Annotated in this window: 23 protein-coding genes; 3 read left to right on the top strand and 20 right to left on the bottom strand. The window is 47.1% G+C overall.

What is annotated here, in order from left to right:
• Positions 1-6: 6 nt before the first annotated feature.
• The 9 genes from fabF to M1D71_RS10205 all read right to left on the bottom strand — a co-directional run bounded on the left by fabF (position 7) and on the right by M1D71_RS10205 (position 7,336).
• Positions 7-1,245, bottom strand: a complete 1,239-nt coding sequence (gene fabF, locus M1D71_RS10245) for a beta-ketoacyl-ACP synthase II (RefSeq protein WP_145318998.1) — start codon at positions 1,243-1,245, stop codon at positions 7-9.
• A 180-nt stretch (positions 1,246-1,425) separates the two neighbouring features.
• The gene (gene acpP / locus M1D71_RS10240) at positions 1,426-1,659 is read right to left on the bottom strand and encodes an acyl carrier protein (RefSeq protein WP_024630176.1); all 234 of its coding nucleotides are present in this window, start codon (positions 1,657-1,659) and stop codon (positions 1,426-1,428) included.
• A 152-nt stretch (positions 1,660-1,811) separates the two neighbouring features.
• Positions 1,812-2,561: a 3-oxoacyl-[acyl-carrier-protein] reductase gene (fabG, locus tag M1D71_RS10235; RefSeq protein ID WP_458126352.1), complete on the bottom strand. Its 750-nt coding sequence runs from the start codon at positions 2,559-2,561 to the stop codon at positions 1,812-1,814.
• A gap of 37 nt (positions 2,562-2,598) precedes the next feature.
• The gene (gene fabD, locus M1D71_RS10230) at positions 2,599-3,531 is read right to left on the bottom strand and encodes an ACP S-malonyltransferase (protein ID WP_458126351.1); all 933 of its coding nucleotides are present in this window, start codon (positions 3,529-3,531) and stop codon (positions 2,599-2,601) included.
• Positions 3,532-3,556: 25 nt separating this feature from the next.
• A complete protein-coding gene (locus M1D71_RS10225; RefSeq protein ID WP_458126350.1) occupies positions 3,557-4,546 on the bottom strand; it encodes a beta-ketoacyl-ACP synthase III in 990 nt (329 codons plus the stop codon).
• Between the two features lie 8 nt (positions 4,547-4,554).
• The gene (gene plsX, locus M1D71_RS10220; RefSeq protein ID WP_336761209.1) at positions 4,555-5,550 is read right to left on the bottom strand and encodes a phosphate acyltransferase PlsX; all 996 of its coding nucleotides are present in this window, start codon (positions 5,548-5,550) and stop codon (positions 4,555-4,557) included.
• Positions 5,547-6,095 carry a transcription factor FapR gene (gene fapR, locus M1D71_RS10215; RefSeq protein WP_062833760.1) on the bottom strand — a complete coding sequence of 183 codons (549 nt, stop codon included), beginning with the start codon at positions 6,093-6,095 and terminating at the stop codon, positions 5,547-5,549. The genes plsX and fapR overlap by 4 nt, the downstream gene beginning before the upstream one ends.
• 372 nt (positions 6,096-6,467) lie before the next feature.
• Positions 6,468-6,641, bottom strand: coding sequence for a 50S ribosomal protein L32 (rpmF, locus tag M1D71_RS10210; protein ID WP_017689233.1), 174 nt, complete (start codon positions 6,639-6,641; stop codon positions 6,468-6,470).
• A gap of 188 nt (positions 6,642-6,829) precedes the next feature.
• Positions 6,830-7,336, bottom strand: coding sequence for a YceD family protein (locus tag M1D71_RS10205; RefSeq protein WP_145319011.1), 507 nt, complete (start codon positions 7,334-7,336; stop codon positions 6,830-6,832).
• 464 nt (positions 7,337-7,800) lie between these two features.
• On the opposite strand from M1D71_RS10205, the gene hmpA reads away from it, so the two are divergent.
• Positions 7,801-9,036: an NO-inducible flavohemoprotein gene (hmpA, locus tag M1D71_RS10200; protein ID WP_458126349.1), complete on the top strand. Its 1,236-nt coding sequence runs from the start codon at positions 7,801-7,803 to the stop codon at positions 9,034-9,036.
• A gap of 174 nt (positions 9,037-9,210) precedes the next feature.
• Positions 9,211-10,443, top strand: coding sequence for a nucleotidyltransferase (locus tag M1D71_RS10195; RefSeq protein WP_458126348.1), 1,233 nt, complete (start codon positions 9,211-9,213; stop codon positions 10,441-10,443).
• 118 nt (positions 10,444-10,561) lie between these two features.
• On the opposite strand, the gene M1D71_RS10190 is transcribed toward M1D71_RS10195, so the two are convergent.
• A complete protein-coding gene (locus M1D71_RS10190; protein ID WP_458126347.1) occupies positions 10,562-11,602 on the bottom strand; it encodes a SepM family pheromone-processing serine protease in 1,041 nt (346 codons plus the stop codon).
• A gap of 323 nt (positions 11,603-11,925) precedes the next feature.
• On the opposite strand from M1D71_RS10190, the gene M1D71_RS10185 reads away from it, so the two are divergent.
• Complete coding sequence (locus tag M1D71_RS10185) at positions 11,926-13,263, top strand: nucleoside recognition domain-containing protein (RefSeq protein WP_458126346.1); 1,338 nt, start codon at positions 11,926-11,928, stop codon at positions 13,261-13,263.
• Here the strand turns inward: M1D71_RS10185 and coaD are convergent.
• From coaD to M1D71_RS10135, 10 genes are all read right to left on the bottom strand, one after another.
• Complete coding sequence (gene coaD / locus M1D71_RS10180; protein ID WP_458127213.1) at positions 13,241-13,747, bottom strand: pantetheine-phosphate adenylyltransferase; 507 nt, start codon at positions 13,745-13,747, stop codon at positions 13,241-13,243. The genes M1D71_RS10185 and coaD overlap by 23 nt on opposite strands.
• A 1-nt stretch (position 13,748) precedes the next feature.
• The gene (gene rsmD, locus M1D71_RS10175) at positions 13,749-14,357 is read right to left on the bottom strand and encodes a 16S rRNA (guanine(966)-N(2))-methyltransferase RsmD (RefSeq protein WP_458126345.1); all 609 of its coding nucleotides are present in this window, start codon (positions 14,355-14,357) and stop codon (positions 13,749-13,751) included.
• Between the two features lie 422 nt (positions 14,358-14,779).
• Positions 14,780-15,052 carry a hypothetical protein gene (locus tag M1D71_RS10170; protein WP_458126344.1) on the bottom strand — a complete coding sequence of 91 codons (273 nt, stop codon included), beginning with the start codon at positions 15,050-15,052 and terminating at the stop codon, positions 14,780-14,782.
• A 117-nt stretch (positions 15,053-15,169) separates the two neighbouring features.
• Entirely contained in the window at positions 15,170-15,475 is a 306-nt protein-coding gene (locus M1D71_RS10165; RefSeq protein WP_458126343.1) for a hypothetical protein, read from the bottom strand.
• Between the two features lie 156 nt (positions 15,476-15,631).
• Positions 15,632-18,679 carry a glycoside hydrolase family 2 TIM barrel-domain containing protein gene (locus M1D71_RS10160; protein WP_458126342.1) on the bottom strand — a complete coding sequence of 1,016 codons (3,048 nt, stop codon included), beginning with the start codon at positions 18,677-18,679 and terminating at the stop codon, positions 15,632-15,634.
• A gap of 158 nt (positions 18,680-18,837) precedes the next feature.
• Positions 18,838-19,668, bottom strand: coding sequence for a carbohydrate ABC transporter permease (locus tag M1D71_RS10155; RefSeq protein WP_458126341.1), 831 nt, complete (start codon positions 19,666-19,668; stop codon positions 18,838-18,840).
• Complete coding sequence (locus M1D71_RS10150) at positions 19,661-20,551, bottom strand: carbohydrate ABC transporter permease (protein WP_062835980.1); 891 nt, start codon at positions 20,549-20,551, stop codon at positions 19,661-19,663. The genes M1D71_RS10155 and M1D71_RS10150 overlap by 8 nt, the downstream gene beginning before the upstream one ends.
• Positions 20,552-20,692: 141 nt before the next feature.
• On the bottom strand, positions 20,693-21,976 hold the full coding sequence (locus M1D71_RS10145; protein ID WP_458127212.1) for an extracellular solute-binding protein: 1,284 nt from the start codon (positions 21,974-21,976) through the stop codon (positions 20,693-20,695).
• A 351-nt stretch (positions 21,977-22,327) separates the two neighbouring features.
• A complete protein-coding gene (locus M1D71_RS10140; RefSeq protein WP_458126340.1) occupies positions 22,328-24,097 on the bottom strand; it encodes a cache domain-containing sensor histidine kinase in 1,770 nt (589 codons plus the stop codon).
• Between the two features lie 18 nt (positions 24,098-24,115).
• On the bottom strand, positions 24,116-25,663 hold the full coding sequence (locus M1D71_RS10135; protein ID WP_458126339.1) for a response regulator transcription factor: 1,548 nt from the start codon (positions 25,661-25,663) through the stop codon (positions 24,116-24,118).
• Between the last annotated feature and the right edge of the window lie 40 nt (positions 25,664-25,703).

Here is a 25,703-nt window from a genome sequence, read left to right as displayed (position 1 = left end):
AGCCCCTTATGCTTCAAATTTTTTGAGAATAATGGTGGCATTGTGACCGCCGAATCCAAATGAATTGGACATGGCAATATTGACTTTGGTTTGACGTGGAACATTTGGTACATAATCCAGATCACATTCTGGATCTTGATTTTCCAGGTTGATCGTTGGAGCCAGTGTCTGATGTGTCAGTGACAATCCGCAGATAACCGCTTCTACACCACCAGCAGCGCCAAGCATGTGGCCCGTCATGGATTTAGTGGAACTCACTGCGAGCTTGTACGCATGGTCACCAAACGCCTTTTTGATCGCGAGCGTTTCAGATCTGTCGCCTACAGGCGTCGAAGTTCCGTGTGCATTGATGTAATCCACTTCTTCAGGCTCAATGCCCGCATTGCGAAGTGCCATCTTCATGCAACGTGCTGCTCCGTCCGGATCTGGTTCTGTCATATGATGTGCATCGCCAGTCAGGCCGTAACCGATCACTTCGCCATAGATACGTGCACCACGTTTTTGAGCATGCTCCAGGGATTCCAGAATCAGAACGCCAGCGCCTTCGCCCATAACAAAACCATCACGTCCCGTATCAAAAGGACGACTTGACTTCGCAGGATCATCATTACGTGTAGACATTGCGCGCATAGCACAGAACCCTGCAAGACCTGTTGGTCTGATTGTTGCTTCCGCACCACCACAGATCATGGCATCTGCATCACCATTGGCAATCAGCTTGAAGGAATCTCCGATGGAGTGTGTACCAGTTGCACAAGCGGTAACAACGTTAATGTTAGGCCCTTTGGCACCAAGAGAAATGGACATTTGGCCTGAAGCCATGTTGGAGATCATCATGGGAATGAAGAATGGGCTTACGCGTTTTGGACCTTTTTGCAGCAATGCATTATGCTGGTCTTCCCAAGTACCCAATCCACCAATACCTGATCCAATGGATACACCGAAGCGCTCTGCATCAATGTTTTCGTTGATTTTGAGACCACTGTCTTCAACAGCTTTGAAACCAGCTGCCACAGCGAACTGAACAAAACGGTCCATTTTACGAGCATCTTTGCGATCCATGTATTCTTCCGGGTTGAAATCCTTGATTTCGGCTGCAATCTGTGTCGTATATTCACTCACATCGAACGCTTCAATCTGAGAGATTCCGGACTTTCCTGCCATTAAACTGCCCCAGAACGTTTCCAAATCTTTTCCGAGCGATGTCATTACACCCATTCCGGTAATTACTACTCTTTGTTTCAAACCGAATCACCTCTATATCGACTGCATTACGCAAGTATTTTGTGGGAATATCCGCAAACAGGCATCTATGCAACCAAGATCGGAAGACCTGGTTGAGTAGGGCTGCTTGCGGAATGAGAAAAACCAATGAATGATGAGAAGTCCCGCCTGTTCGAAAACATGTGCGGGACTAAAATGACTTTAGGTATGAGATTGTATGTAGTTTACAACTTCACCTACGGTCGTGATTTTTTCTGCATCTTCATCAGAGATTTCCAAATCAAATTCATCTTCCAATTCCATGACCAATTCCACTACATCCAAAGAATCAGCACCCAAATCTTCTTTGAAAGATGCTTCAAGTGTAACTTCAGCTTCGTCTGCGCCCAAGCGGTCGACGACGATGCGTTTTACACGCTCCAATACATCGGACATCCGGTTCACCTCCTTCTTTGGTATTATACGAGAATCGCAGGCAAAATGCCATAGAAGACATATGCGGCTCCCGGCCGGGGAACCCAGCCTTTTTCCGGCATTTCGGATCGTCCAGCGCCTGTTCCCCGACTATTGTTCAAGTCCGGGAAGAATTACATGTACATGCCACCATCGACATGCAGCGTCTGCCCTGTCATATAAGATGAAGCCTGTGAAGCCAGGAAAGTGACTACACCAGCAATTTCATCCGGCTGACCCAAACGGGACAACGGAATACCACTTAGCATACCGTCCACCAGCTCCTGAGACAACTCTTTTGTCATATCCGTCTCGATGAAACCTGGTGCAACACAGTTGACTGTGATTCCGCGAGAAGCCAGTTCACGAGCGGATGCCTTTGTTAGACCAATGACTCCTGCCTTGGCAGCAACATAGTTCGCTTGTCCAGCATTGCCAAGCACACCTACAACCGAGGAGATATTGATAATTCTTCCCGACCGTTGTTTCATCATTGGACGTGTAACCGCCTTAAGGCAGTTAAACACACCTTTGAGATTGGTTTCAATAACTTGATCGAATTCTTCTTCTTTCATACGCATGATCAGATTATCACGGGTAATACCGGCATTGTTCACCAGAATGTCAACGTTGCCCCATGCTTCTAGTGTAGCTTTGACCATTTGTTCAGCTTCATCCATCAGGCCCACATTGGCTTGAAGTGTAATTGCCTTGACTCCTTTGGCACGAATCGCTTCCGCCACTTCCTCAGCTGCCGCTTGACTCCCCGCATAATTCACGGCTACGTTCGCTCCAGCCTGAGCCAGTGCCAGTGCAATACTGCGCCCAATACCCCGGGAAGCCCCGGTAACGAGTGCATTTTTACCTTCTAATGGTTTAGACATAATCATTCCTCCTTTCCCCAAATCTAATCCCTGCTAATCACTTCAACGCACTTGCCGTTGCTTCGAGCGTATCAAGACTGTTCACATTGTACAGTTTTACGGTTTTATCTGTTTTTTTAATCAAACCGGTCAATACACTGCCAGATCCAATCTCGATGAACGTATCCACGCCTTGCTCAATAAGCCATGTCACACTGTCTTCCCATAATACAGGAGAATAGACCTGAGCCGTTAACAAATCCTGAACTTGTCCATTCTCTGCAGGTCTTGCAGTCACATTAGCGACTACAGGGACCGCTGCCGGTGAGAACGTAACGGTTTTCAGTTTCTCTCCCAGCTTCTCAGCTGCACCTTTCATCAGTGAAGAGTGGAACGGTCCACTTACTTCAAGTAGAATGGCGCGTTTACCGCCCGCTTCTTTCACTCGTTCCGAAACTGCAGCTACGCCTTCCTTCACACCAGAAATGACGATTTGTCCCGGACAATTAATGTTCGCAAGTTCAACCGCATGACCACTTTCAGATACGTCACGGCAAAGCACCCCCAGCGCTTCCCGATCCGCACCCAATACAGCAGCCATCGCTCCTTGTCCATCCGGTACAGCCTGTTCCATATACTGACCACGTGTCCGTACAATGCTCACTGCATCAGCAAACGAAAGAACGCCCGCCGCCACCAGTGCACTGTATTCTCCCAGACTGTGTCCAGCCGTATAGTCAGGCTGAATTCCTTTTTCCTTGAAAGCTTCAAGCAAAGCAATACTTGCTGTCAACAGAGCCGGTTGTGTATTTGATGTCTGTTTCAACTCGGTCTCCGGTCCTTCAAATATTAAGTTGCTCAGCGAAAAACCCAGCGCTTCATCTGCTGTGCGAAAAATCTCGGTTGCTGCAGGCACGGACTCATACGCGTCCTTGGCCATGCCTACAGCCTGTGATCCCTGTCCGGGAAATACAAATGCTATCTTACCCATCCCATTCATCTCCCAGCTGTCAATTTTACCAAACGAGTACGGATGCACCCCATGTCAGACCACCACCGAACCCAACCATCAGGACGGTATCTCCGGCTTTCATGCGACCTTCCTCTGCTGCTTCTACCAGAGCAAGCGGAATGGAAGCCGCCGATGTGTTTGCATACTTATCCACGTTAACAACAACTTTCTCTTCAGGAAGTTCAAGTCGCTGCATCGCAGATTGAATAATCCGAATATTCGCTTGGTGAGGAACAAACAGATCCACATCCGTGCGCTCCATACCAGCCTTGCGCAATACCTCAATGGTAGCCGTCCCCATGACACGCACCGCAAATTTGAATACTTCACGACCGTTCATGTAGATGTAATGCTTTTTATTTTCAACGGTCTCTGCGGTAGCAGGCAAACGGGAACCGCCGCCTTCCATCTGAAGAAGACCACCGCCAGCACCTTCGGCGCCGAGATCGAATGCTTTGAATCCGCGGCCTTCTGGAACTTCACCAACGACCACTGCGCCTGCTCCATCACCAAAGAGGACACATGTGTTACGGTCTGTATAATCCGTAATACGAGACAAGCAGTCCGCACCAATAACAAGTGCATTGTTGTACATGCCACTTTGGATGAAGCTTGTAGCACTCGCCAAACCGTATACAAATCCGGAACAAGCAGCTGACAAATCGAATGCCGCCGCACCTTTTGCACCCAGTTTGTCCTGCAAGATGCAGGCTGTCGATGGGAACGAAGAATCCGGGGTAATGGTTGCAACGATAATCAGATCAAGATCACTGCCAGTCATGCCTGCAGATTCAAGGGCTTTAATAGCCGCTTCGTATGCCAGATCGGAAGTTGCCTGATCGGGTGCAGCGATATGACGCTCTTTGATTCCTGTACGACTGACGATCCACTCGTCATTGGTATCGACCATTTTCTCCAGGTCACTATTCGTCAAAATTTTCTCAGGCACATATTTCCCTGTACCAATAATCCCTACTGGGCGCAAATTATTCATGTCGTCACTCACTTCCCGCTAATTTCCTTAGATATGCTCTCTACCAGCTGATTCTGCACTGCAATCCGAGCTTGGCGCACAGCATTTTTGATGGCATTGCCATCAGCAGATCCATGACTTTTCACAACCAGTCTGCTCAAACCGAGGAGCGGTGCTCCGCCATGCTCCGTATAGTCCAGCTTCCGTTTCAATCCACGCAGCTCAGGCATCAGTACAGCCGCAGCCAGTTTACTTTTGAGGGAAGAGGAGAATTGTTCCTTAAGCAAGGCGAAAATGGCACCTGCTGTGCCTTCTAGCGATTTCAGCAGTATATTCCCTGCAAAACCGTCACATACAAGCACATCACAAGCACCCGTCAGCACATCACGTGCCTCTACATTACCGACAAACCGAATGGGGAGTTGCTCCAGTAAAGGATACGCATGTTTGGTTAACTCATTTCCCTTACCTGGCTCTGTTCCTACATTGAGCAAGCCCACTCTTGGGGATTCTATGCCCTGTACTTTCTGTCGATACAAACTGCCCATCAGGCCATATTGTGCAAGATGCTCCGGTTTGGCATCCATATTCGCTCCGAGATCAAGCGCAAGTACACCCACATCATCAATCGTTGGAATCATGGGCGCAAGCGCCGGACGTTCAATACCTTCCATGCGACCTACAACAAGCAAACCAGCTGTCATCAATGCTCCAGTATTGCCTGCAGAGATCATCGCATCCGCTTCGCCCTCTTTCAGCATGCGGCCTGCTACCACCATGGAGGCATCCTTCTTGCGACGCACCGCTCGTACCGGCTCATCATCCGAACCAATAACTTCGGAAGCATGCCGGACCGTCAGATTGGCAGGTCTCACACCTGACTGACTCAAAAGAGGTTCCAGCTTGGCTTCATCGCCGATCAGGACGATCTGTGTATCCGCCCATTCCGTGGCTGCGGCAATCGCACCTTCTACCGTTGATGCAGGTGCATTGTCGCCTCCCATGGCATCAATGACGATTTTCATTCCAAATGACCTCCTTCTCCGCTGTCTTCTCCACCTGAATGGTAGATTACAAAGTTGCCTTGAAACACCATTTCCTCACCTACATAAGTGAATACTTCCACTTTGGCTTTGCCCTTTTGACCCGGAATCGATCTCACATAAGCCTTCGCAATACATTTCTCTCCCAAATGAACCGAACGGACAAAACGAATGTCTGCTGATGCAGTCAACGCGATCTCGTCATTAATGATCGCTACAGCCAAAGAGTTAGCCTGTGCAAAGACATAGTGTCCACGTGCAATGCCTGTTCTTGAAAACACATGTTCTTCCTTAATCTCAAACAGGGAAATCCCGCTCTTGTCCAGCTGCAAGTCCACAATATCACCGATGATCTCATGCAGGGGCAGCGAGCGTACCTGATCATACGAGCGCTCTGCCATCAGTTTCATCCGCTCCCGAAGTTCGGGTATTCCAAGTTCCAGCCTGTCAAGACGAATCGTCTGAATACTCACCTTCAATTGGCGCGTAAGTTCCTGATCCGTCACAAACGGGTTTTCTTCTATCATTTTGGTTAACTGCTGTTGCCTCTGTCTCTTCGGTACACGTTCGATGCCTGACACCCCCCGCTGTATCGTTTACGGAACCGTCCCATCCGGCCAGTTCAACCATTCTATCCTGTTGCTTCTATAGTTGCATCCCTGGTCACCAGGGTCGTTCTCAAACAGATCATGGTTCATTTATATGTAACGCCAAATCTTAGAACCTGGTACTAAACTATAGTATATCTCATCCCGTGTCAAAAAGAAAGGCTGGCCTAACAAAAACAATCCACCCATGTGAAGCACGGATTTCATGCCTGCCAACTCACTCTATCGACACCCTCTAATTCAAAAAAAATAGCACCTCATCGAAATGAAGTGCTACTTAATGTCCAACTATTATTGAGAGATGATCTCTCTTGCTTTGTACGTTCCGCACACTTTGCACACGTGGTGACTAAGTTTAAGTTCGCCACATTGTTCACATTTCACCATGCCCGGTACAGCCAATTTAAAGTGAGTGCGACGTTTGTCGCGACGCGTCTTGGACGTTCTCCGTTGAGGTACTGCCATTATTCCCACCTCCTTATCAAAATCAACCTTTGCAGGTAGTTAGTATTTTGCATAATTCGATCTATACGCTTACGGAACAAAATATGGACGAACTGAACCATTTCGATCCAATGTTTTGCTGATTGAAAGTCGCTCTTTTGATTTATGCAAAATACCGCGTTGTTACAATGTTCGATTTTCAATCATGCTCATTTAAAAAAATCCTTGAGCCCTGCAAGCCGCGGATCGATAACCTGGTTATCACAACCGCAGTCACCTTCGTTCAGCTCATGGCCACACTTGGGGCATAACCCTTTGCATGTATCGCTGCATAGCGGTATAAACGGAAGATCCAGCAGAAAAGCTTCCTCGGCATAACCCTTCAGATCAACGCTATCTCCATCCACATAGAGCGTATCATCGTCTTCGTGTAAGTCCTCTGGCTGTTTTCCCTGCTTGAATTGCTCATGAAAATCAATATGAAAATGTTCATTGATCGGCTTGAGACAACGGGAGCACAACATGTCCACTCCTACGGTCAGCTTGCCATGAACATCCACAACGTCACCTTCTCTGAATTCTGCAGATAAATCCGCAGTCAGCGGGGTAACGGCTGTGATATCTTGTCGGTTAGAAACCAGTTCCTTGATATCCCACTGTTCGTTAAACTTCAGCGGACCATCACTGGTAGCCACTTTGCGAAATGGCATTAACATTTCCATCACTCCAAACGAAACCAATTTCATAATTCATGTCAAACGTATCACGACAGTTATACAGGTCAAGCCAGCTTTTGTAAAGCAGTAAATCCTGACTGTATGTATTCTGACGCTTTAGCGTTAAAAGTATTATGAAATTGACTTAACAAACAAAAATCATTATACCGATTTTTCAAGACGTTTGTCAACACTTTTAACTTTACACCCTTTTTAAAAACACTGACCACATAGCCATTTACTCCATCTGGTCTATTATAGACTCACTTCAAGATAAACTACAAGTCGTCATTTTAGTTGTAATTGCTTGCAAACACCGGTCACATTTCGTTAACGTTTAGTGTGATCTATATCACACTGACCTTCTTGGCCCCTATCTATACTTGCTATAAACCGAAGCACGATCAGCTCCATGACCGTTTTATTATTCAACTATTTCATTATCTTATCGGGAGGGAATATGCATGTTAAGCGAACACACAATTACCGTCATTAAATCTACAGTTCCCGTACTTGAAGTTCATGGCGAAGCGATCACACGCCATTTCTACGAAACGATGTTCACAGCTCATCCGGAACTGCTGAATATTTTCAATCATGCAAACCAGAAACAGGGACGTCAGCAAGCCGCCCTCGCCAATATGGTGTACACCGCCGCCCTTCATATCGACAATCTGTCCTCCATCCTGCCTGCCGTCCGGCAAGTTGCACATAAACATCGCAGCCTGGGTATCGTTCCCGAGCAATATGCGATTGTCGGCACCTATCTGTTACAAGCTATCAAAGATGTGCTTGGAGACGCGGCTACCGATGAGATCATCACGGCGTGGGGCGAAGCCTACAATGTCATTGCAGACGCCTTTATCGGGATCGAACAGGACATGTATACGGAAGCGGAGAACCAGACAGGTGGCTGGGAAGGATTCCGGACCTTCAAAGTTGCCAAGAAAGTGCAGGAAAGCGAAGTCATCACGTCCTTTTATCTCGTTCCAGACGATGGTAAGCCTATTGCCAGCTATGAACCAGGACAATACATCAGCATCAAAATTCAGCCAGAGGCACAGTCATTTACCCAGATTCGTCAGTATAGCCTTTCAGAGGCCCCGGGTAAACCATACTATCGCATTTCCGTTAAGCGTGAGCGAGGTGTGTCAGAGCGGCCTGACGGAGTTATCTCGACGTATTTACACGATCACATTGAAGAAGGCAGTCAGGTGGAACTATCCGCTCCTGCTGGCGACTTCACGCTGAATGCAGAGGATAAACGTCCTGTTGTGCTGCTTAGTGGCGGTGTTGGATTAACGCCAATAATCAGCATGTTAAATACGCTGGTTCAGTTGAACGATAACCGTGCAATTACATTTTTGCATGCAAGTCCGAATGGTCAATCTCATGCTTTCCGTGATCATGTGAACAGTCTGGTCGAGCGTAATCAGGGCGTTAAAGCTTATTATTGTTATACACAACCCGAGGATTCTGATCGTACGAGCAATCATTTTCATAAGGAAGGTTATATGGATGCGGCCTGGCTTCGCCAAGTCATTGATGAACTGGATTCCACTTATTATCTGTGTGGGCCGATTTCGTTCATGCGCGCAATGTATACGGAGCTTCTGGCGCTTGGTGTTCCAGCGGACAACATTCATTATGAATTTTTCGGACCCAAAGCTAGTCTTTCCCCCACGCCGGAGAGTGTCTAAGCGTTCTGAATATAAGGCACGGTCTGACATCTGCTGATGTTGGATTTGTGCCTTTTTTCATTAGTCCGACAGACTCCGTGATTTGATCTAATCGAGGTCATCACCTATGATGGAATGAACTATAACAGCAAGCATACATACCCATTATCTCATTTGAGAGGAGTACGTCTAATCATGAGAGCCGTAGGCGTCATTGTTGAATATAACCCCTTGCACAACGGGCATGTCTATCATTTGCAGGAAGCTCGGCGGCTAAGCGGGGCAGACGCCGTTGTTGCGGTCATGAGCGGCCCTTTTCTCCAGCGTGGCGAACCCGCCATCGTGGGTAAAAGGGCGCGCACCGAGATGGCGCTGCACGCAGGCGCCGATCTGGTGCTTGAACTGCCGGTGGCCTACGCGGTCCAACCGGCGGAATGGTTTGCCTTCGGTGCGGTATCGCTGCTGCACCGCACCGGCGTTGTGGACTCGCTCTGCTTCGGCAGCGAGTCCGGCGACCTGGACAGCCTGCAGCGCATTGCGCGCGTGCTGGCTGTGGAGCCCGCAGGGATGCGCGAGGACATCGCGCGCCGCCTGCGGGAAGGCGCCAGCTACCCCGCCGCGTACGCAGGCGCGGCGGCAGCGCTGGCGCCCGGCGGCGTCGATGCTCACGACGCCGCTGCACTGCTGGAGCAGCCCAACAATTCGCTTGGGCTGCACTACCTGATCGCGCTGCAACGACTCGGCAGCGCGATCCAGCCCTTGACGGCGGCGCGTACCGGTGCCGCGTATCATGAGGCGACGCCCGGGCCGGGGGCGATCGCCAGTGCCACAGCCGTCCGCCGCCTGCTGATGGCGGACGGACCCGATGCCGCCGCGCCATACGTGCCGGCGGCAACCCTTGCCATTCTGCATCGCGAATGGCAGGAAGGGCGCGCTCCCATACACTGGGAGCGCTTTGCGCAGCCGCTGTTGCACCTTGCGGCCACCCGCCGTGTCTACGAGCTGGAACGCATCGCCGAAGTCACGGAAGGCCTGGAACACCGGCTGAGCCGTACACTGGCTCAGCTCCCGGAGCCTTCAGTCGAGGCACTCCTGAATGCACTAAAGACCAAACGTTACACACGCACGAAGCTCCAGCGTATGCTCGCCCACCTGCTCCTGAATCACACCAAAGCCGAGTGTTCACCAGAGCAAATGGCTGACGGACCCGGATATCTCCGAGTCCTCGGATTTAATGCTCAAGGGCAGAGCCTGCTTAAACAGATGAAAAAGACTGCTTCGCTGCCTGTTGTGCTAAAACCGTCCACATTCACACACAATCAACTGGAACTGGATATTCAAGCTCAGGTGGCGTATGGGCTCGCTTGCGAGCATGGTGATACACGCAGAATGTTCAGTGATTACTATGAGTCACCTGTGAGGCTGTAAACCACTTTTGACCATAAGTTTTTACAAGAAAAAACCCCTTTGCTGCGCGCCACTCAGGCATATCGCAACAAGGGGATTCTCTTATTAACATCCTTATTTCTCTATCTTTTGATACTCTTCATTCCTTCACAGACAATGTTTTCAGGTAAGCCAGCGCATCATCCACCGTGCTCACAGGCACAAGTTTCATTTTGGTGCCAATCTGTTCAGCCTTGGCTGCCGCTTCATTATAATTATCTTTTGGCACGAAGAAAATCTCCGCCTCTTTCCGGTCAGCGGCTACAATCTTGTGCACTACACCACCAATTGCACCCACCACACCATCCTTGGTAATGGTACCTGTACCCGCAATTCGATGACCCTTGGTCAGATCTCCAGGTGTTAACTGGTTATAGATCTCCAACGTAAACATCAACCCGGCAGATGGACCACCAACCTGCGTATCAGTGAAGGAAATCTGTTTTTCCGGATCTTCAGCTTTCACCTTCTGAACCGCACCAATCATTACGCCGAGTCCCGGGCGGGCTTCACCCGTCTTGCTGTCTTTTACTTGAATCAGTTTCACGTCCCGGCTAATAGTCTCTCCACCACGATCCAGTTGCATTTCGACCGTATCTCCGACCTTTTTATCTTTTAACTGGGCAGAAAGCACCGTATTATCCGGCGTAGCTGTTCCGTCCACTCCCAAAATAATATCTCCCGGAGCAATATCTCCTTCCGGTTTCGGATCTTCGGACAGTCCAAATACAAAGATATGTTCAGGTACAATGGAGTACGCCACACCAGCCTGCTCATAAGCAGCCTCCATTGCGGAGGATTGCGAGTCACTCATGAACCATACTTGTTCGGCGGAATATTCCGCTTCGCTTTTGCCGCGCAGCCGGTCTTCCTTTTTATCCACTTGAGCATTCCGATTGAACAGAGAGGTTCCTAGCAAAAACACATTGGCATAGGTTGCCGATACGGTCGTCATCATGAACACACCGCGTTCTTCCTGGTCTCCGCCTTTAACCGTTACCATGGGTTTTACTTCGTCTGCACTGCCAGGCATATATATGATATACGGTGTTGGCATGTACACGGCAACATAGACGAACAGAGCCACCACGATCACAAAGATCGAAGCTCTGAATCCGCCAGATTTCCGAATCCGATTCATCGCATGAGCCTCCGTTCTTTGTATCTCTATACATGATGAACCTGTATTCCACATTATTCCAGCGATCAAAATACCACCTTTTGAATACTTCCATTCTCCGGTTAAGTTTCACGCTCTTTGTAATGCAAATACTCAGCTCATCTGATTTAATCGTTTATTTCCAAGTCTAACACTCTGGTCCTTGTGCATACAATGGTACAGGCCGGATAGGCCGCTGTATACCATAGCCTGTCCGGTCAAGGCCGAACCGCCCTTCGGGCGCCATTCGGCCGTCCATAATGATTCAGATGCCGAACCGGCGTTATTTGATATGAGGTGAAACGATGACAATACAGAGCGAGGTTAGAGACTCTGGCCCGTTACGAACGATACTTCTAAGTACTGGCGCTTTAGCACTGGTCGTTGCAGTAGTTGCTTCTCCCAAAGAAGCGTTTGATGCCTCAATTCAAGGTCTGGACATATGGTGGAAAATCATCTTTCCTGCCATGCTCCCATTCCTCATGTTATCCCAAATGCTCACTGCGTTTGGCTTCACTCACGCGATAGGTGCCCTACTCGGACCGTTGATGCAACGCTGGTTCAGACTTCCAGGCAGCGCGGGGCTGGCTATTGCTGTTGGCATGTGCGGCGGATTCCCCGCAGGAGCGGATGCGGTATCCCGTTTATTTCAGGATAGACAAATTACCGCCAAGCAGGCGGTTGTCCTTGCAGCAGCAGCTCATTTTGCCAATCCGATGATGATCATCCTGGTCGTTGGTGCTGCTTTTCTTCACCAGCCTGCCGCCGGATATTTCCTCTTAGTGGTTCACTGGATCAGCGGCTGGATCGCTGCCATCCTTGCGGTACGTCTCCTGCCTGCACCGGGTAAACGTAAAAATCCAGATGGCTCAGCAGCCGTCCAGGCAGAAAGCAGCTCTCTTGGTTCTCACCCTGTAATTCCTGCAAGTTCCACCAGTCACTCATCGATCCCTCACCACACTATGTTGAAACGACGCAATAAATGGTCTGAGATGACGCTGGCAGCCAGGGAGGCTCATCGTCGTGATGGAAGAGGATTTGGCAAACTTCTGGGTGACACCGTATCCCAAGCTGTGCAGACTCTGATGATGACCGGAGGTTACATGATCGGTTTCGCCGTATTTATCCGACTACTCTCCCTTTATCTGACTCCCGGGTCTTCTGCTGCACTGTGGCCGGCCTTTTTGGAGATTCATTTGGGTACCTACCATTTGAGCCAAACTTCACTTACACCTGCCCTGCTGATGTCCCTGCTTGCAGCTGTTCTGGGATGGGGCGGTCTATGCTCCCATCTGCAAGTCTCTGCTGTCCTGAAGACAACTGCACCCGACAGCAAATCCATGTTGTACTTTGCCGGAGTTCGTCTGACTCATGGGATCATCGCCTTTTTGATCAGTCTGTTCCTCTGGATGCCGTTCAGCAAATACAGCACACAAGCCTGGACCACATTACAGACGAATGCAGGCCAGGACCTGTCAACACCATTCAGTTGGCTACTCATACATCATCCAGACAACACATATACAATGAACACCATATGGAGCGCTTTTCCTGCTGCATGCATGGTTCTAGTGTTACTTCTTGCAGTCATGATTAGTCTATCGGGTCTTACCTTCTGGTTTAACCGCCGGTTTTCTCGCTGATTTTCTGACGTAGTGCAACTTCCACTTCAGGTGATACAAGATCTGTTACATCTCCATGATAATGAGCGATTTCTTTCACGATGCTGGAACTTAGATACGAATATTTCGGATTCGTCATCATAAATATCGTTTCCGCATCCGGGTTCAACTTGCTGTTGGTCGATGCCAACTGCAACTCATATTCAAAATCAGTTACCGAGCGTATACCGCGGACGATGACCTGAGCTTCCTTTTGCCGGACGTAATTGGCCGTCAGATCGCGGAAACTGTCCACCTCGACATTCGGTAGATGACGGGTTACTTCTGTGATCAAATCCTTGCGTTCCTCCACCGTAAACAGCGGATTTTTGCTCATATTGTTCAACACAGCCACAATGACACGATCAAATTGCTTCGAGGCTCTAGCGATAATATCCAGATGCCCCATCGTTACGGGATCAAAACTCCCAGGATATACGGCGATCCGTTCCTGTCGATGTATCATTTCAGTCATGAGGAGCCTCCTCTTCCGGTGTAATGGATTCTCCATCTTCAACTGCTTCGGGCGCATAATAATAGATGGATACTGCCGTCTCCCCATACAAAGCCTTGCGCGTTTGTTCAAACGGGCCGAATTGCTCAGGGTAAGCATGTTTGGATTCATATTCAAGTACAATGGTTGCTTCGGGTTCCAGAAGTTCCAGTTCGTGCATGGTCAGCATCAACTCGTGCCCATTCTTCATGCGATATGGCGGGTCGAGAAATACCAGATCGAACGTTGTGCCTCGCTTGGCGAGTGCCTTCAATGCACGACCTGCATCATTACGGTATACAGCCGCCTGATCTTCCAGCTTGGTCGCCTTCAGATTCGTGCGGATGACTTCAATACTTTTCGTTTCCAAATCAACAAAAACAGCCTTGTCCATGCCGCGGCTCAGCGCCTCAATACCGAGACCCCCACTGCCTGCAAACAGATCCAATGCTGTGCCGCCCTCAAAATAAGGACCAACCATGCTAAATAACGCTTCCTTCACCTTGTCGGTGGTCGGCCGCGTACCTGTGCCAGGGACAGCCTTCAGCGGTCTGCCTTTCGCACTCCCAGATACCACTCTCACTGACGAGTCACCTTTTCTCTATGTAAGTTTATTGATACGGCTATCGTACCACATTCGAGTTCGGTTTGAAAAATGCTCGGTCTTCATTTGCCTTGGAAAATTGTTGACGAATTGTTGACGCATATGTATAAAAAGAAAACAATCGGGCGATTCTATAATTATCGACATCACAAGTGTCGTAGACAACCGCGGAGAAGACTTACGTTTCCCCATAAGCTCTTCGTCCGGTTTCTCCTCTCCCATGAAAAAGAAGCTCTCGAAAGAGGGCTTCTTTTTGTTGTTTATGTTTTCAATTATTTTGTTAGATATATTTTTCTTCAAATTCACTTATTTCGGCTTCTTCTTCGGTCTGCAACCATCCAATCTCTTTCTGCTTTATCAAAAACAGACTGCAACTCATCCGAAAGATTGGCAAGACCATACTAATTCAGCTCTCGATGTTTCCGATTGGAAAGTCGCAAATTGATTAATGGAATGATAAGTAAAACAACCGGCAAGAGAAGATTCATGGAACCTGTCTTAATCATCATGAAGGTAATAAACAGCACGGCGAGCCAGGTCATAATCTCCATCACTTCATATTTGGTTAACGTAAGCTTGAATGCTTTTCTCGAAATGAAACGAATTAAGAAATATCCGATCAGACTATAGAACAGGATCATTCCCAACATTGCAACCAGAATTATTAGGTACATATCCACCTTAACAATCTCACCCGACCCTTATGTCATTTCCTTAATTTTACCATATAAGCAATAGGGTGTCATTCCAAATTCCACACCAGCGCTTCTTCAAGACTGGCACTTTACGCTTTACTTCTCTTCAACAACAATCGTTGCATTATAGATCACAACACGTTTTCCATTGAGATCGAATAATACTTTATTCCCGTATTCCGTATCTTCAACGTCAATTTTGCCATCGTAGGTCTGAATCAATTCACCGGAATCACTGTACACTTTAACGACCCGCTCCAGGCCGCCCGAGTTATTGGATCTCATCGTTTTGAGTGCACGTTCACCCGAAGCCGTATTGAAATACCAAATGAAACACCCAACAATGATACCCAAGAAGACTAACACCGTCACCCATATACCTGTCTTTGCTTTTCTACTCATCTTGAACCCCCTCTTATGATTCCTATCTCGTACATTACGAGACCAGAACGAGAACGGTTTCATACGTGCAACCCAAGCTGTTCATTAACATAACAAAACAGAGGCCTCCGACAAGCGAAGACCTCTGTTCTTTAATCCAAATATGCTTTTAATTAATTACAGTGCACGAATGACGAATTCGAATGTCAGCTCGCCGTCCGAAGGGATCAGGTATTCCGGATGAACCGGAGCACCCCAGCTGTCATCACCGCCAACACCCATTTGTTTACCCGCTACAGTAACGACCGTATAGTGCACTGGAGGCAGTTCGTACGCATGCTGTGCGTTCTCCAGCTCAAATGCCGTATATGGTGAGACATTCAGCTCAACCGGAGCTGCAGAAGCTTCGATTTTGAAGCCGCGTCCTGCGTTGTCCGTCAATTTCGCCCAACGCACGCCCGTGCGGTTGCCAGACTCCTGTGGTACCAGATATGGCGCCATCGTATCCGCTACTTTGCTGCTGTGGATACCGAGACGTGCGCCGAATGCGCGGTCCACATAGTTTTCTTCGGGTCCCATCGCCAACCATTCCACGTTTTCGAAGTCAGGTGATGTTCTGAAGGAAAGTGCATGAATTGGCAAGTTCGGCAATCCAGCTGTTCCTTTGTACGTATTATGCACATGAACACTTCCATCTGCATGAACGGTATATACGACTTTCACTTGTACATCTTCCGAAATGTTGAGTTTGTAGGTGAACTCGATCCGGTATTGGTCCGGTTTCTGTTCTGCTTTCCACTCTACACAACGTGGCATCAGGCTTGCAGCATACCAGGCACCCAGTTCGAAGCCCATCGCCATACCTTTGTCATTATCCGTCATTGCACGCCAGAAGAGCGGTGCAGGTGGTACGGCAATGGTCTCACGACCAGACAATTTAAGGGAAACCAATGTCCCGAACTGTTTGGAGAACAGCGCATGCGTCTTGCCAGCACGAACACCGATGTTAACGTCACCTTCAATAACCTGTACATCACTTACAAGGTTCAGGTCCGTCTCGGCTGTATCATTCACCTGATCCTGTGTGAAAATAAACTGTCCAAACGCCACTTCTTCGCCTTTGTCAGCCCACAGTGTAGCTTCTTTTAACACAAGTGCAGTGTTCACAGCATACTCGCCGCCTGCCAAAGAGGCTGCATTCAATGGAAGCTTCACAACCGTCTCGCTTTGTGCATCTACGTTGATTTCCAATGTTCCACGTAGAACTTCATGTCCCTCACGATCCAGGCTGTAAACCAGTTCAAGCGCAGATGTATCTGCAAACAGATTACCGTTCACGATCTTAACACCTTCACGATCTGGGAACAGCTTGATGTTCTGGTACAGGAATTTGACCTCCTGCATTTTCGCAGTTACTTTACGATCAGCATGAACGATCCCGTTACCACAGAAGGAATAGTCTGATGGACGATCACCAAAATCTCCGCCATAAGCGAGGAACTCTTTGCCGTAACGATCTTTTTTGTAAATGGATTGGTCGATGTAATCCCAGATGAATCCACCTTGATACATCGGGTATTTGTCTTCCAACTCCGTATATTTGTGCATACCGCCAATGGAGTTACCCATGGCATGCATGTACTCACAGCTGATATAAGGCTTGGTCGGATTTGCATTCAGGAATTCCTCAATGTCCGCCGGTTTGGCATACATGCGAGTCTCCATATCACTTGTCTCATCGAAACGGCGATCATGGAATACACCTTCATAATGCACCAGACGTGTTGGATCAGCCGATTTGAAATATTGGGATACCTTGTAGATGACTTCACCACCATGTGATTCGTTACCACAAGACCAGATCAGAATGGACGGATGGTTTTTGTCCCGTTCCACCATGGATACAGCGCGGTCCATAACGATATCATGCCATTCCGGTTTGTCACCTGGAATAACCCATGAAGGCTCAACGGCGCCAAGTTTCTGCCAAGATCCGTGTGTCTCCAGGTTCATTTCATCAATAACATACAGTCCATATTCATCACACAGCTCATACCAGAGACTTTGGTTTGGATAGTGTGACGTACGTACAGCATTCATATTATTCTGTTTGATCGTACGAACATCCCACAGCATGTCTTCCTTCGTAACCGCACGTCCACGACGCGGGTTGAACTCATGGCGATTCACACCTTTGAATACGATACGTTTACCGTTGATGTGCATTACTTTGTCAATCATTTCGAATGTACGGAAACCAACGGCTTGGGGAACAACCTCAACCAGTGCACCCGCAGCATCATATACACGAATATAGAGACGGTACAAGTATGGAATCTCTGCGCTCCACAGGTTCACTGTACCGATATCTTCACGAAGACTTACTTGTCCATCGTTCACTTTGGATTCAAATGTTTTAACGGAATTGCCTTCACGATCACGAAGTTCAGCCTCTACTCGCGCTCCTGCAACAGCTTTTCCTTCCAGCTTCAGATCCAGTTGCAATGTACCGTTGGTGTATGACTTGTCCAGATCTGTGCGAACATGAACATCACGAACGTGTGCAGCCGGAACAGTGTACAGATATACATCTCTGAAAATGCCTGAGAAACGCCAGAAATCCTGATCTTCCAGCCAGCTTCCTGTGCTGCGTTGATACACCTCAACAGCGAGTTTGTTCTCTCCATCCTGAAGGAATGGCGTCAAGTCAAAGTCAGACGGCGTGAAGCTGTCCTCTCCATATCCTACAAATTGTCCGTTAAGCCATACGTAGAATGCAGACTCTACGCCCTGGAAAGAAATATATACCGGGTTCGACTCCCAACCTGTAGGCAGGTGGAATGTGCGAATGTAACTACCCACGGGATTTTTGTCCTGTGGCAGTGCCGGTGGACGAATGTCATTCAATCCATCCCAAGGATATTGTGTGTTGACATATTGAATCTGTCCGTATCCCTGAAGCTGGATGTGTCCAGGAACTTCAATATCATCCCAGCCTTCACTGGAGAAATCGGATGTATAGAAGAATTCAGAACGGCTGTCCGGACGAATGGCATAATTGAATTTCCAAGTACCATTCAGATCATAACGCATGGACATCGGACCTGAACTTACAGCCTCATCCATCGTTTGGTAATAACGGTGATCGGAATAGGCATGAAGACGGTTCACCTCAAATACACTTACGTCTCCCAACCAGTTGATATCTGCCTTTGTTGCTTTCATCGGCTCTCTCTCCCTTTAAAACGTTATAGTTTGACTTATTCAAGGTTTACTCTGGATTTCCTTTTTGCTTTAGATAAACAAAAAAGACAGAGGTACGCTATAACAGCGCCCTCTCTTCTTTCCTGCACCCGTCATTTGCACGGATTATGCTGTTTTCATTACTTCACGGAACCTACCATACCTGCAACAAAATGTTTCTGCATGATGAAGAAAACGATTGCTGTAGGTAGTGTTGCAATAACGATCGCTGTCATGATTACTCCGTAATCCGGAGAGTAACCAGCACCGAGGTTCGAGATCAACAGTGGAATCGTTTGTTGGTCAGGTGTTTGCAATACAATGAGTGGCCACAAATAGTTGTTCCAGCTACTCATGAAGGTAATAATTGCTGCCGCTGCATATGTTGTTTTCATGGTTGGCATATAGATTTTCAGGAAGATCCCGAGTTCACTCAAACCATCAATACGTCCAGCTTCCAGCAAGTCTTTCGGGAACATTTTGGTGTTCTGACGGAAGAAAAAGATCAGGAACGCTGTTGCGATGGTTGGCAAGATTACTGCTGCCATCGTGTTGATTCCGATTACTGGTGCAACTCCCGAGATTGTTGCGAACATGCGATACAGGGGTACCATGATCGCTGCAAACGGGATCATCATGGATAACAACAGGATATTAAACACGACATCACGGGACTTCGTGCGATATACCTCGAAGCCATAACCTGCCATGGAACCAATAAACAGTGCCAAGAGAGTGGAGATTACAGAGATAATCGCCGAGTTTCCGAGAGCCTGTACCAGATTCGTCGAATCAATCAGTTTGTTGAAGTTATCAATGAAGGCTGAACCCGGCAGCAGTCTACCCTTGGTTACATCTACTGATGCATTTGTTGAACTGACCAGCATCCAGAAGAAAGGGAAAATGGATACAAAGGCGACGATGGATAGGAACACATACGTGAAAATCCGTTTTGCTTTAGCTTTAGCCATTTTTATTATCACCTGCCACTTTAAACTGGATGATGGACAATACAATAATCAAGATTACGATGGAATATGACACTGTTGCTGCATAACCGAAGTCCGGTGAATACTTGAACGAAAGGTTGTAGATGTATTGTGAAATCGACATGGTCGCATTACCTGGACCACCTTTGGTAATATTCATGATCTCATCGAAGATTTGCAATGTACCAATCGTTGATGTGATGGACGTGAAGAGGATAATCGGTTTAAGCAAAGGTACTGTGATTTTGAAGAATTGTGTAAAAGCATTCGCTCCGTCAATTCTTGCAGCTTCATAGATCGATTGATCGATGTTTTGCAGAGATGACAGATAGAAAATCATGTTATATCCAGTCCAACGCCAAGTAACGGCGATTATGATCGTAATTTTAGCCCAGAACGGGTCTGTGATCCATTGAATTGGATCGCCAATAATGTGCAAGCCCATCAGGAATTGATTCACCATTCCATCTGGTGCGAACAAATATTTGAATACAACAGAGTACGCTACCAATGAAGTTACACAAGGCAAGAAAATCGCTGTACGGAAGAAGCTCCGGAAGCGTAGTGTGCTGTCATTCAGCAAAACGGAAATAAACAAACCGAGAATAATCATTACAGGCACTTGAATAATCAAGTAGATAAATGTATTCGATAATGCTGTACGGAACGTTGTATCCACTAACAATCTTTTGTAGTTAGAAAGGCCCGTAAATTCAAGATTGGCTCCTACACCAGACTTGAACGATAAGAGCAGCGCTTGGATCATCGGGTAGAAGTAAAATGCAACAATCCCGACAACAGCCAGCAAAACAAAAGCCCATCCAGTCAAATTATTTTTCTTTTGGAGACTGTCTCCTGTATTCATGGCTTTCACAGTATGGCTCCTCTCTCTCCATGGAACATGGGTAGAACCCACGGAGCCTCTCGCCATATCCGGTTCGACTTGCGCCGGACATGGGAGACGGCTCCGATGTTTCCTAGGGTTCTATAAGTTACCTTGGGTATCTTAGTTTAATTGTGCTTCAGCTTGTTTTTGTGCATCAGCCAGAACGTCATCGATTGATTTACCGTTCAGGAATGCTTGCATTTCTACAACCAGAATATCTTCAATGGCATATGTGTTGATACCATAGTTTACGCTTGGAATTTCTTTCGTCCAATTCGCAAAGTCTGTGAAGATTTTTTGTCCGCCGAAGTACTCGTCTGCTTTGGCATAAGCTTCGCCATCAACTGCCGGTTTGTACGTACCAATTGCGCCGATGTTGTTCAACAGATCTTGATACAATTGTTTGTCAGAACCAAATGTTTTTGCTACAAAATCAGCTGCTTGATCTGCACCAGGAACGTTGTTCATAACATACCAAGAGCTACCACCCAGGTTGGATGCGTGAACAGAGTTTGGTTGACCAGCCATTTTCGGCATTGGAGCTACAGCCCATTGGCCAGATTGGGAAGCTTCTTGACGTACAGATGGTGAGAACCAGTTACCTGTAGGAATTGTTGCTACGCTACCGTTATTGGCGTTGGCAACGAATTGACTCCAGTCAGAGTGCAATTTAACAATGTTGGCATCCATCATCGCTTTGTATGTGATGAAAGCTTCTTTCAGTGCAGCATTAGTAGCAATGTCAGGTGTTTTACCATCTTCTGCGGAATACCATTTACCTGCTGTTTGGATCATCATACGAATCAAACCAAGGTCATTCGGGTCAAGAGAAAGAAGCTCTTTACCTGTTTTAGCTTTTACGTCTTTACCAATTTGGATGTAGTCATCCCAAGTGATGTCTTGCAGGTCAGCTGCTTTGTAGCCAGCTTGCTCCAGCAGATCTGTTCTGTAGTACAAACCAGCAACGCCGGAGTCAAATGGCACCCCATATTGTTTGCCATCAAACGCTGTTGGTCCGAGTTTGTAATCTGCAAAGTCGGAAGCCGTGACGTTGGAAGACAGATCTTTGAACGCATCTGGATATGCATTCAGGAAGCTTTGTGAACGATAGTCTTCAATCAGAACTACGTTTGGAAGACCGCTGGCAGTTCCGGAGTTAAGACCTGTGTTCAGTTTTTGAATAATATCAGCTTGAGCGTATTCAATGATGTTAATTTTCACATCAGGATTTGCTTTTTGATATGCTTCTTTTGCTGTTTCCATTGCAGCAACGTTAAAAGCTTTGTCCCAAGCCCAGACCGTAATTTCGTTTGTTTTTTCATCTCCACCACTAGCGGAATTACCTCCACCACCGGATGAACATGCAGACAACAGCAGTACTGTAACGAGCATCAATACCCACATTTTTTTCAAAACATTCAACTCCCCTTTAACCTCTTTGTGTGTAATTTGTTTGCGTTTTCTGAAAGCGGTTGCTTTCGATGTAATCATCTTATCATTCCCATATCGCCATTCGTTAGTAATAATTTTGTATGGATTTGTCATCTTATTGCCATAATGAAAACCTTTACAGAAACCGCTTGCATTAAATTTGTTTTTTTGTAATTTCTTTTGATTTTGTAATTTCTTGATCTTGAAATAGTACAAATAAGTATTTTGATTTTTCCTCTGACACTTAAAAATCCCCCGTCTCTGTAGAAACACAGAAGCGAGGGATCTCAATTTCGGGTGTATTCAGTTGGATTAGGTTGCAACTCAACTCGTGATCAAAGGCAGTGTTACGGTCACTCTCGTCCCTTCACCGACGTTGCTCATAATCGTGACACCGTAAGGTGAACCATATAATAGCTCAATGCGGTCATGCACGTTGCGAATTCCGATGCCGCTGAATAGTTGACGATTGTTTTTCGGATTAGGCAATGTTTCTCCCATGACGAGTCCTTCAATCCCATCACCATTATCCATGATCTCACAGATGAGCGATTCACCCGCTCTGGAAACCATAACATGAATTGTGCCTGTCTCTTTTTTGATAAATCCATGGAAAAATGCGTTCTCGATAAACGGCTGTATTACCAGCTTCGGTACATGATAATGTGTACAATCCGGAGCGACGTAGAAAGCTGCTTTAATCCGGCCTCCATATCTGACGTGATTAATGAAGACATAATTTTTCAAATTCTCGACTTCTTGTTCAACTGTAACGGTCTGACTCACATCACTAATCGTATTCTGTAGCAATCCGATCAGCGCATTAATGGTCTCCGCTGCCCTGTCCTTGTTACCTTGTTGCACCAAAACTTTGACAGAAGCAAGTGTGTTGTACAAGAAGTGAGGATTAATCTGACTCTGTAAAGCTGCAAGTTCTGCGTTACGTTGTTCATGCTGGGTCTGCACTAACTGATCCACATAATCATGCAGTTCATCAAGCATGTAATTGTAAGCATGTCCCAGCTGCCTGCTCTCGTAGCTTCCGCTCACCGGGATATAGTTGTCCAGATCACTTTTCGTAATATTGGACATCTGCTTCACAAGTCTGCGCAGGGACTTGGTAATCTGGCTGGTGATGAGAAATACCAGAATAAGAGCCCCTACAACGATAGCTGCACAGATCAGGGCAACCGTCTTCATGTCAATGAGTTGACCCATCGCCAGATCCTTATCCACGACATTGACAATGTAAAACCGATAGAACGGTAAATACTCCGATAGAACAACGCTATCCTGATCCATCACACGAGCATTGATGCTTCTCGGAGACGTTTTGTTCATTTCTCGGGCATATGACAGCAAATCCAGCTGAGTTGTCCCGATCCAGTCTTCACGATTCGAAGATACAATCTCACCTTTTTCGTTCATAATGACCACGTCATTGCCTCGACTTGTAAAGCTGGCATAGAACTGCCGGAACGCCTCTTCTCTCATGGTGACATAGAGCGTACCATATAGTCGGCTGCGGGTTCGATCCGTCAGTGCTTTCGTGGCAGAGATCATCTGCTGACTTCCGACCGTTGCATCGTTTTGGTAATCATCAAAGATAAGACGACTCGGCGTCTCAGCGGCTTCCACCGTGATCGGTTCCTCTTTCAATTCATCCACTGACATCTCAAGGTGAGCACGATTGGTGGAATAACTGCGCCCATTGATACCGATAATCGTTATCCCTACTTCGTAGGATTCCGTTATGGATTGAATTCGGTCCATCGTCTCCCGCATATTATAGAAGGATTTGGCCATGGTGAGGGAATCTGCATCTCCTTCAGACAGGAATCCTCGAATCGCTCCACTCTGAGTCACATTATTGGATACGGCAGCAATGGCCTCGTTAAACGATTCAAAATTCGTTTTGATCTGATTAAGTACCTTCGAGTTCGTGATACTGAACGTCTCGGTGAACAGATTGGTTGACATGTGAATGGTCGTCCACAAGATGAGTACAGAGACGAGAACAATACTGACAACCATAACCAGGAACAACTTGGGAAATAATCCGAGACGAGATAATCTGTTCATCCATTTCTTCATGATCTTATCCTTCTGACTTTATGCCCAGAATTTACGCCGGTATCGGCTTGGTGATAGTCCGGTGAATTTTTTGAACACTTTGCAAAAGTAACTATGATCGGAATAGCCTACCATGCTGCTGATCTCCGAGATCGTTACATCATCGGACCGAAGCAATTCCTCGGCTTTTTCAATCCGAATTTTATTCAAGTATTCATTGAATCCTTCTTTTTTATGAGATGAGAAATAGCTGGATAAGTACGATGGATTAAAATGAAAGTGCTTGGCTACTTCAGCAAGCCCGAGTGGCTGGTCAAAGTGCTCATGCATGTAATCCAGCAGCATATTCATATTCGGATCACTTCGTTTTCCACCTGTACCAACCGTGCATTCCTGAACTTCCGTCATGAATTGATCAAGCACAGCCATGACTTCACTCAGACTTGAAGCCCCATCCACATTTTTAAAATACGTATATTTGCTCTCTTCAAGCCCGGCAGACTGAACATCCATATCCGCGAGGGTAATCGTTACATTGAAGATCAGGTTACCAAGAAAAGATTTGATCTCAAATACATCGGCAATATAATCGCGTCCAAGTGTTGTCGCATGGTCCTGCAAATACTCTCTTGCCGCTTCGACCCGGTTACGCTTCACGTGCTGCAAAAACATGTTCACATTGAACTGGTAACCTGCCGGATGCATCGGCGGAAGTTCACCATACACCAGAATTGGCCGATCCTTATAATAGAAGCGATACTCCATTAGCTTGATTAAGCGTTCACGGTATACGATGCCCATCTTTTCAAATGAAGTAAAGCTGTCACTAAGGACCCAACCAGGGTTACCCTGTCCTGCTGCATTTTCATTAGCCAGCTGTCTAATGCGTTCAACCATCCATTCATCTCTCGCAGGATCGACATTAAGAAGCATGATGGGAAGTGCGCCCTCTGCCGGAACCATTGCACATTCCACTTCAGGCAGATCACTGCGGAGCCTGTTTTCGAGCTGTTCCTGATCCAGCTTCAGTGGATTCCCCTCAGCATTCATGGGTTTGTACACAAGCAAACGAAAGGATTCATGCGGAAAGGTGTCTCGAATCATCGGCATATCGCTATCTTCGTCCACAATAAATCCTGACAGCATCTTCTCCATCAGTTGTCCGAGTCTCCAGCCATCGTGCGAGGGCTCAAACTGTAACTCCGGAATTTTACCTGCTGTGCGTTGAAGGACCTGCAATAATTCATTCGTACCCAGCTTGGGTTTTAGGATGTAATCTGCTGCCCCGTGCTGAAGCGTCGAACGTACATACTCAAATTCACTGAAGCTGCTAAGTACAATCACTTCAATCTGTGGATTACTGGCTTTTAGTGTGCGGACAAAAGTCTCGCCATCCATAACAGGCATGACAATGTCGGTAATCACAATATCCGGTTTTAACAGGTCCACCTGCTGTAATCCTTCTTCACCGTTAGATGCTTCACCCACAATGATAAATCCTTCGGCTTCCCAGTTCATATGGTGCTTTATGCCCTGTCTTACCAGAAACTCATCGTCAACAATCAGCACCTTGCACAACCGGTTCATGATCGCGACCCCCTTGTCTAATCTTTCCTCTATATCTGTA

This window comes from Paenibacillus sp. Z3-2 (genome assembly GCF_054161325.1).
The sequence above is the reverse complement of the archived record's forward strand: the minus strand, read 5'-3'. Positions and strand labels throughout refer to the sequence as shown.

Coding starts and splice junctions, on each gene's coding strand:
- coaD (WP_458127213.1), bottom strand. CDS start 13,747: ATGATACATCGACAGGAACGGATCGCCGTATATCCTGGGAGTTTTGAT.
- M1D71_RS10205 (WP_145319011.1), bottom strand. CDS start 7,336: ATGTTAATGCCATTTCGCAAAGTGGCTACCAGTGATGGTCCGCTGAAG.
- M1D71_RS10160 (WP_458126342.1), bottom strand. CDS start 18,679: ATGAAAGCAACAAAGGCAGATATCAACTGGTTGGGAGACGTAAGTGTA.
- M1D71_RS10150 (WP_062835980.1), bottom strand. CDS start 20,551: ATGAATACAGGAGACAGTCTCCAAAAGAAAAATAATTTGACTGGATGG.
- hmpA (WP_458126349.1), top strand. CDS start 7,801: ATGTTAAGCGAACACACAATTACCGTCATTAAATCTACAGTTCCCGTA.
- M1D71_RS10190 (WP_458126347.1), bottom strand. CDS start 11,602: ATGAATCGGATTCGGAAATCTGGCGGATTCAGAGCTTCGATCTTTGTG.
- fapR (WP_062833760.1), bottom strand. CDS start 6,095: ATGATAGAAGAAAACCCGTTTGTGACGGATCAGGAACTTACGCGCCAA.
- acpP (WP_024630176.1), bottom strand. CDS start 1,659: ATGTCCGATGTATTGGAGCGTGTAAAACGCATCGTCGTCGACCGCTTG.
- M1D71_RS10185 (WP_458126346.1), top strand. CDS start 11,926: ATGACAATACAGAGCGAGGTTAGAGACTCTGGCCCGTTACGAACGATA.
- M1D71_RS10165 (WP_458126343.1), bottom strand. CDS start 15,475: ATGAGTAGAAAAGCAAAGACAGGTATATGGGTGACGGTGTTAGTCTTC.
- M1D71_RS10140 (WP_458126340.1), bottom strand. CDS start 24,097: ATGAAGAAATGGATGAACAGATTATCTCGTCTCGGATTATTTCCCAAG.
- M1D71_RS10170 (WP_458126344.1), bottom strand. CDS start 15,052: ATGTACCTAATAATTCTGGTTGCAATGTTGGGAATGATCCTGTTCTAT.
- M1D71_RS10225 (WP_458126350.1), bottom strand. CDS start 4,546: ATGAATAATTTGCGCCCAGTAGGGATTATTGGTACAGGGAAATATGTG.
- fabG (WP_458126352.1), bottom strand. CDS start 2,561: ATGTCTAAACCATTAGAAGGTAAAAATGCACTCGTTACCGGGGCTTCC.
- M1D71_RS10135 (WP_458126339.1), bottom strand. CDS start 25,663: ATGAACCGGTTGTGCAAGGTGCTGATTGTTGACGATGAGTTTCTGGTA.
- plsX (WP_336761209.1), bottom strand. CDS start 5,550: ATGAAAATCGTCATTGATGCCATGGGAGGCGACAATGCACCTGCATCA.
- fabD (WP_458126351.1), bottom strand. CDS start 3,531: ATGGGTAAGATAGCATTTGTATTTCCCGGACAGGGATCACAGGCTGTA.
- M1D71_RS10155 (WP_458126341.1), bottom strand. CDS start 19,668: ATGGCTAAAGCTAAAGCAAAACGGATTTTCACGTATGTGTTCCTATCC.
- rpmF (WP_017689233.1), bottom strand. CDS start 6,641: ATGGCAGTACCTCAACGGAGAACGTCCAAGACGCGTCGCGACAAACGT.
- M1D71_RS10145 (WP_458127212.1), bottom strand. CDS start 21,976: ATGTGGGTATTGATGCTCGTTACAGTACTGCTGTTGTCTGCATGTTCA.
- M1D71_RS10195 (WP_458126348.1), top strand. CDS start 9,211: ATGAGAGCCGTAGGCGTCATTGTTGAATATAACCCCTTGCACAACGGG.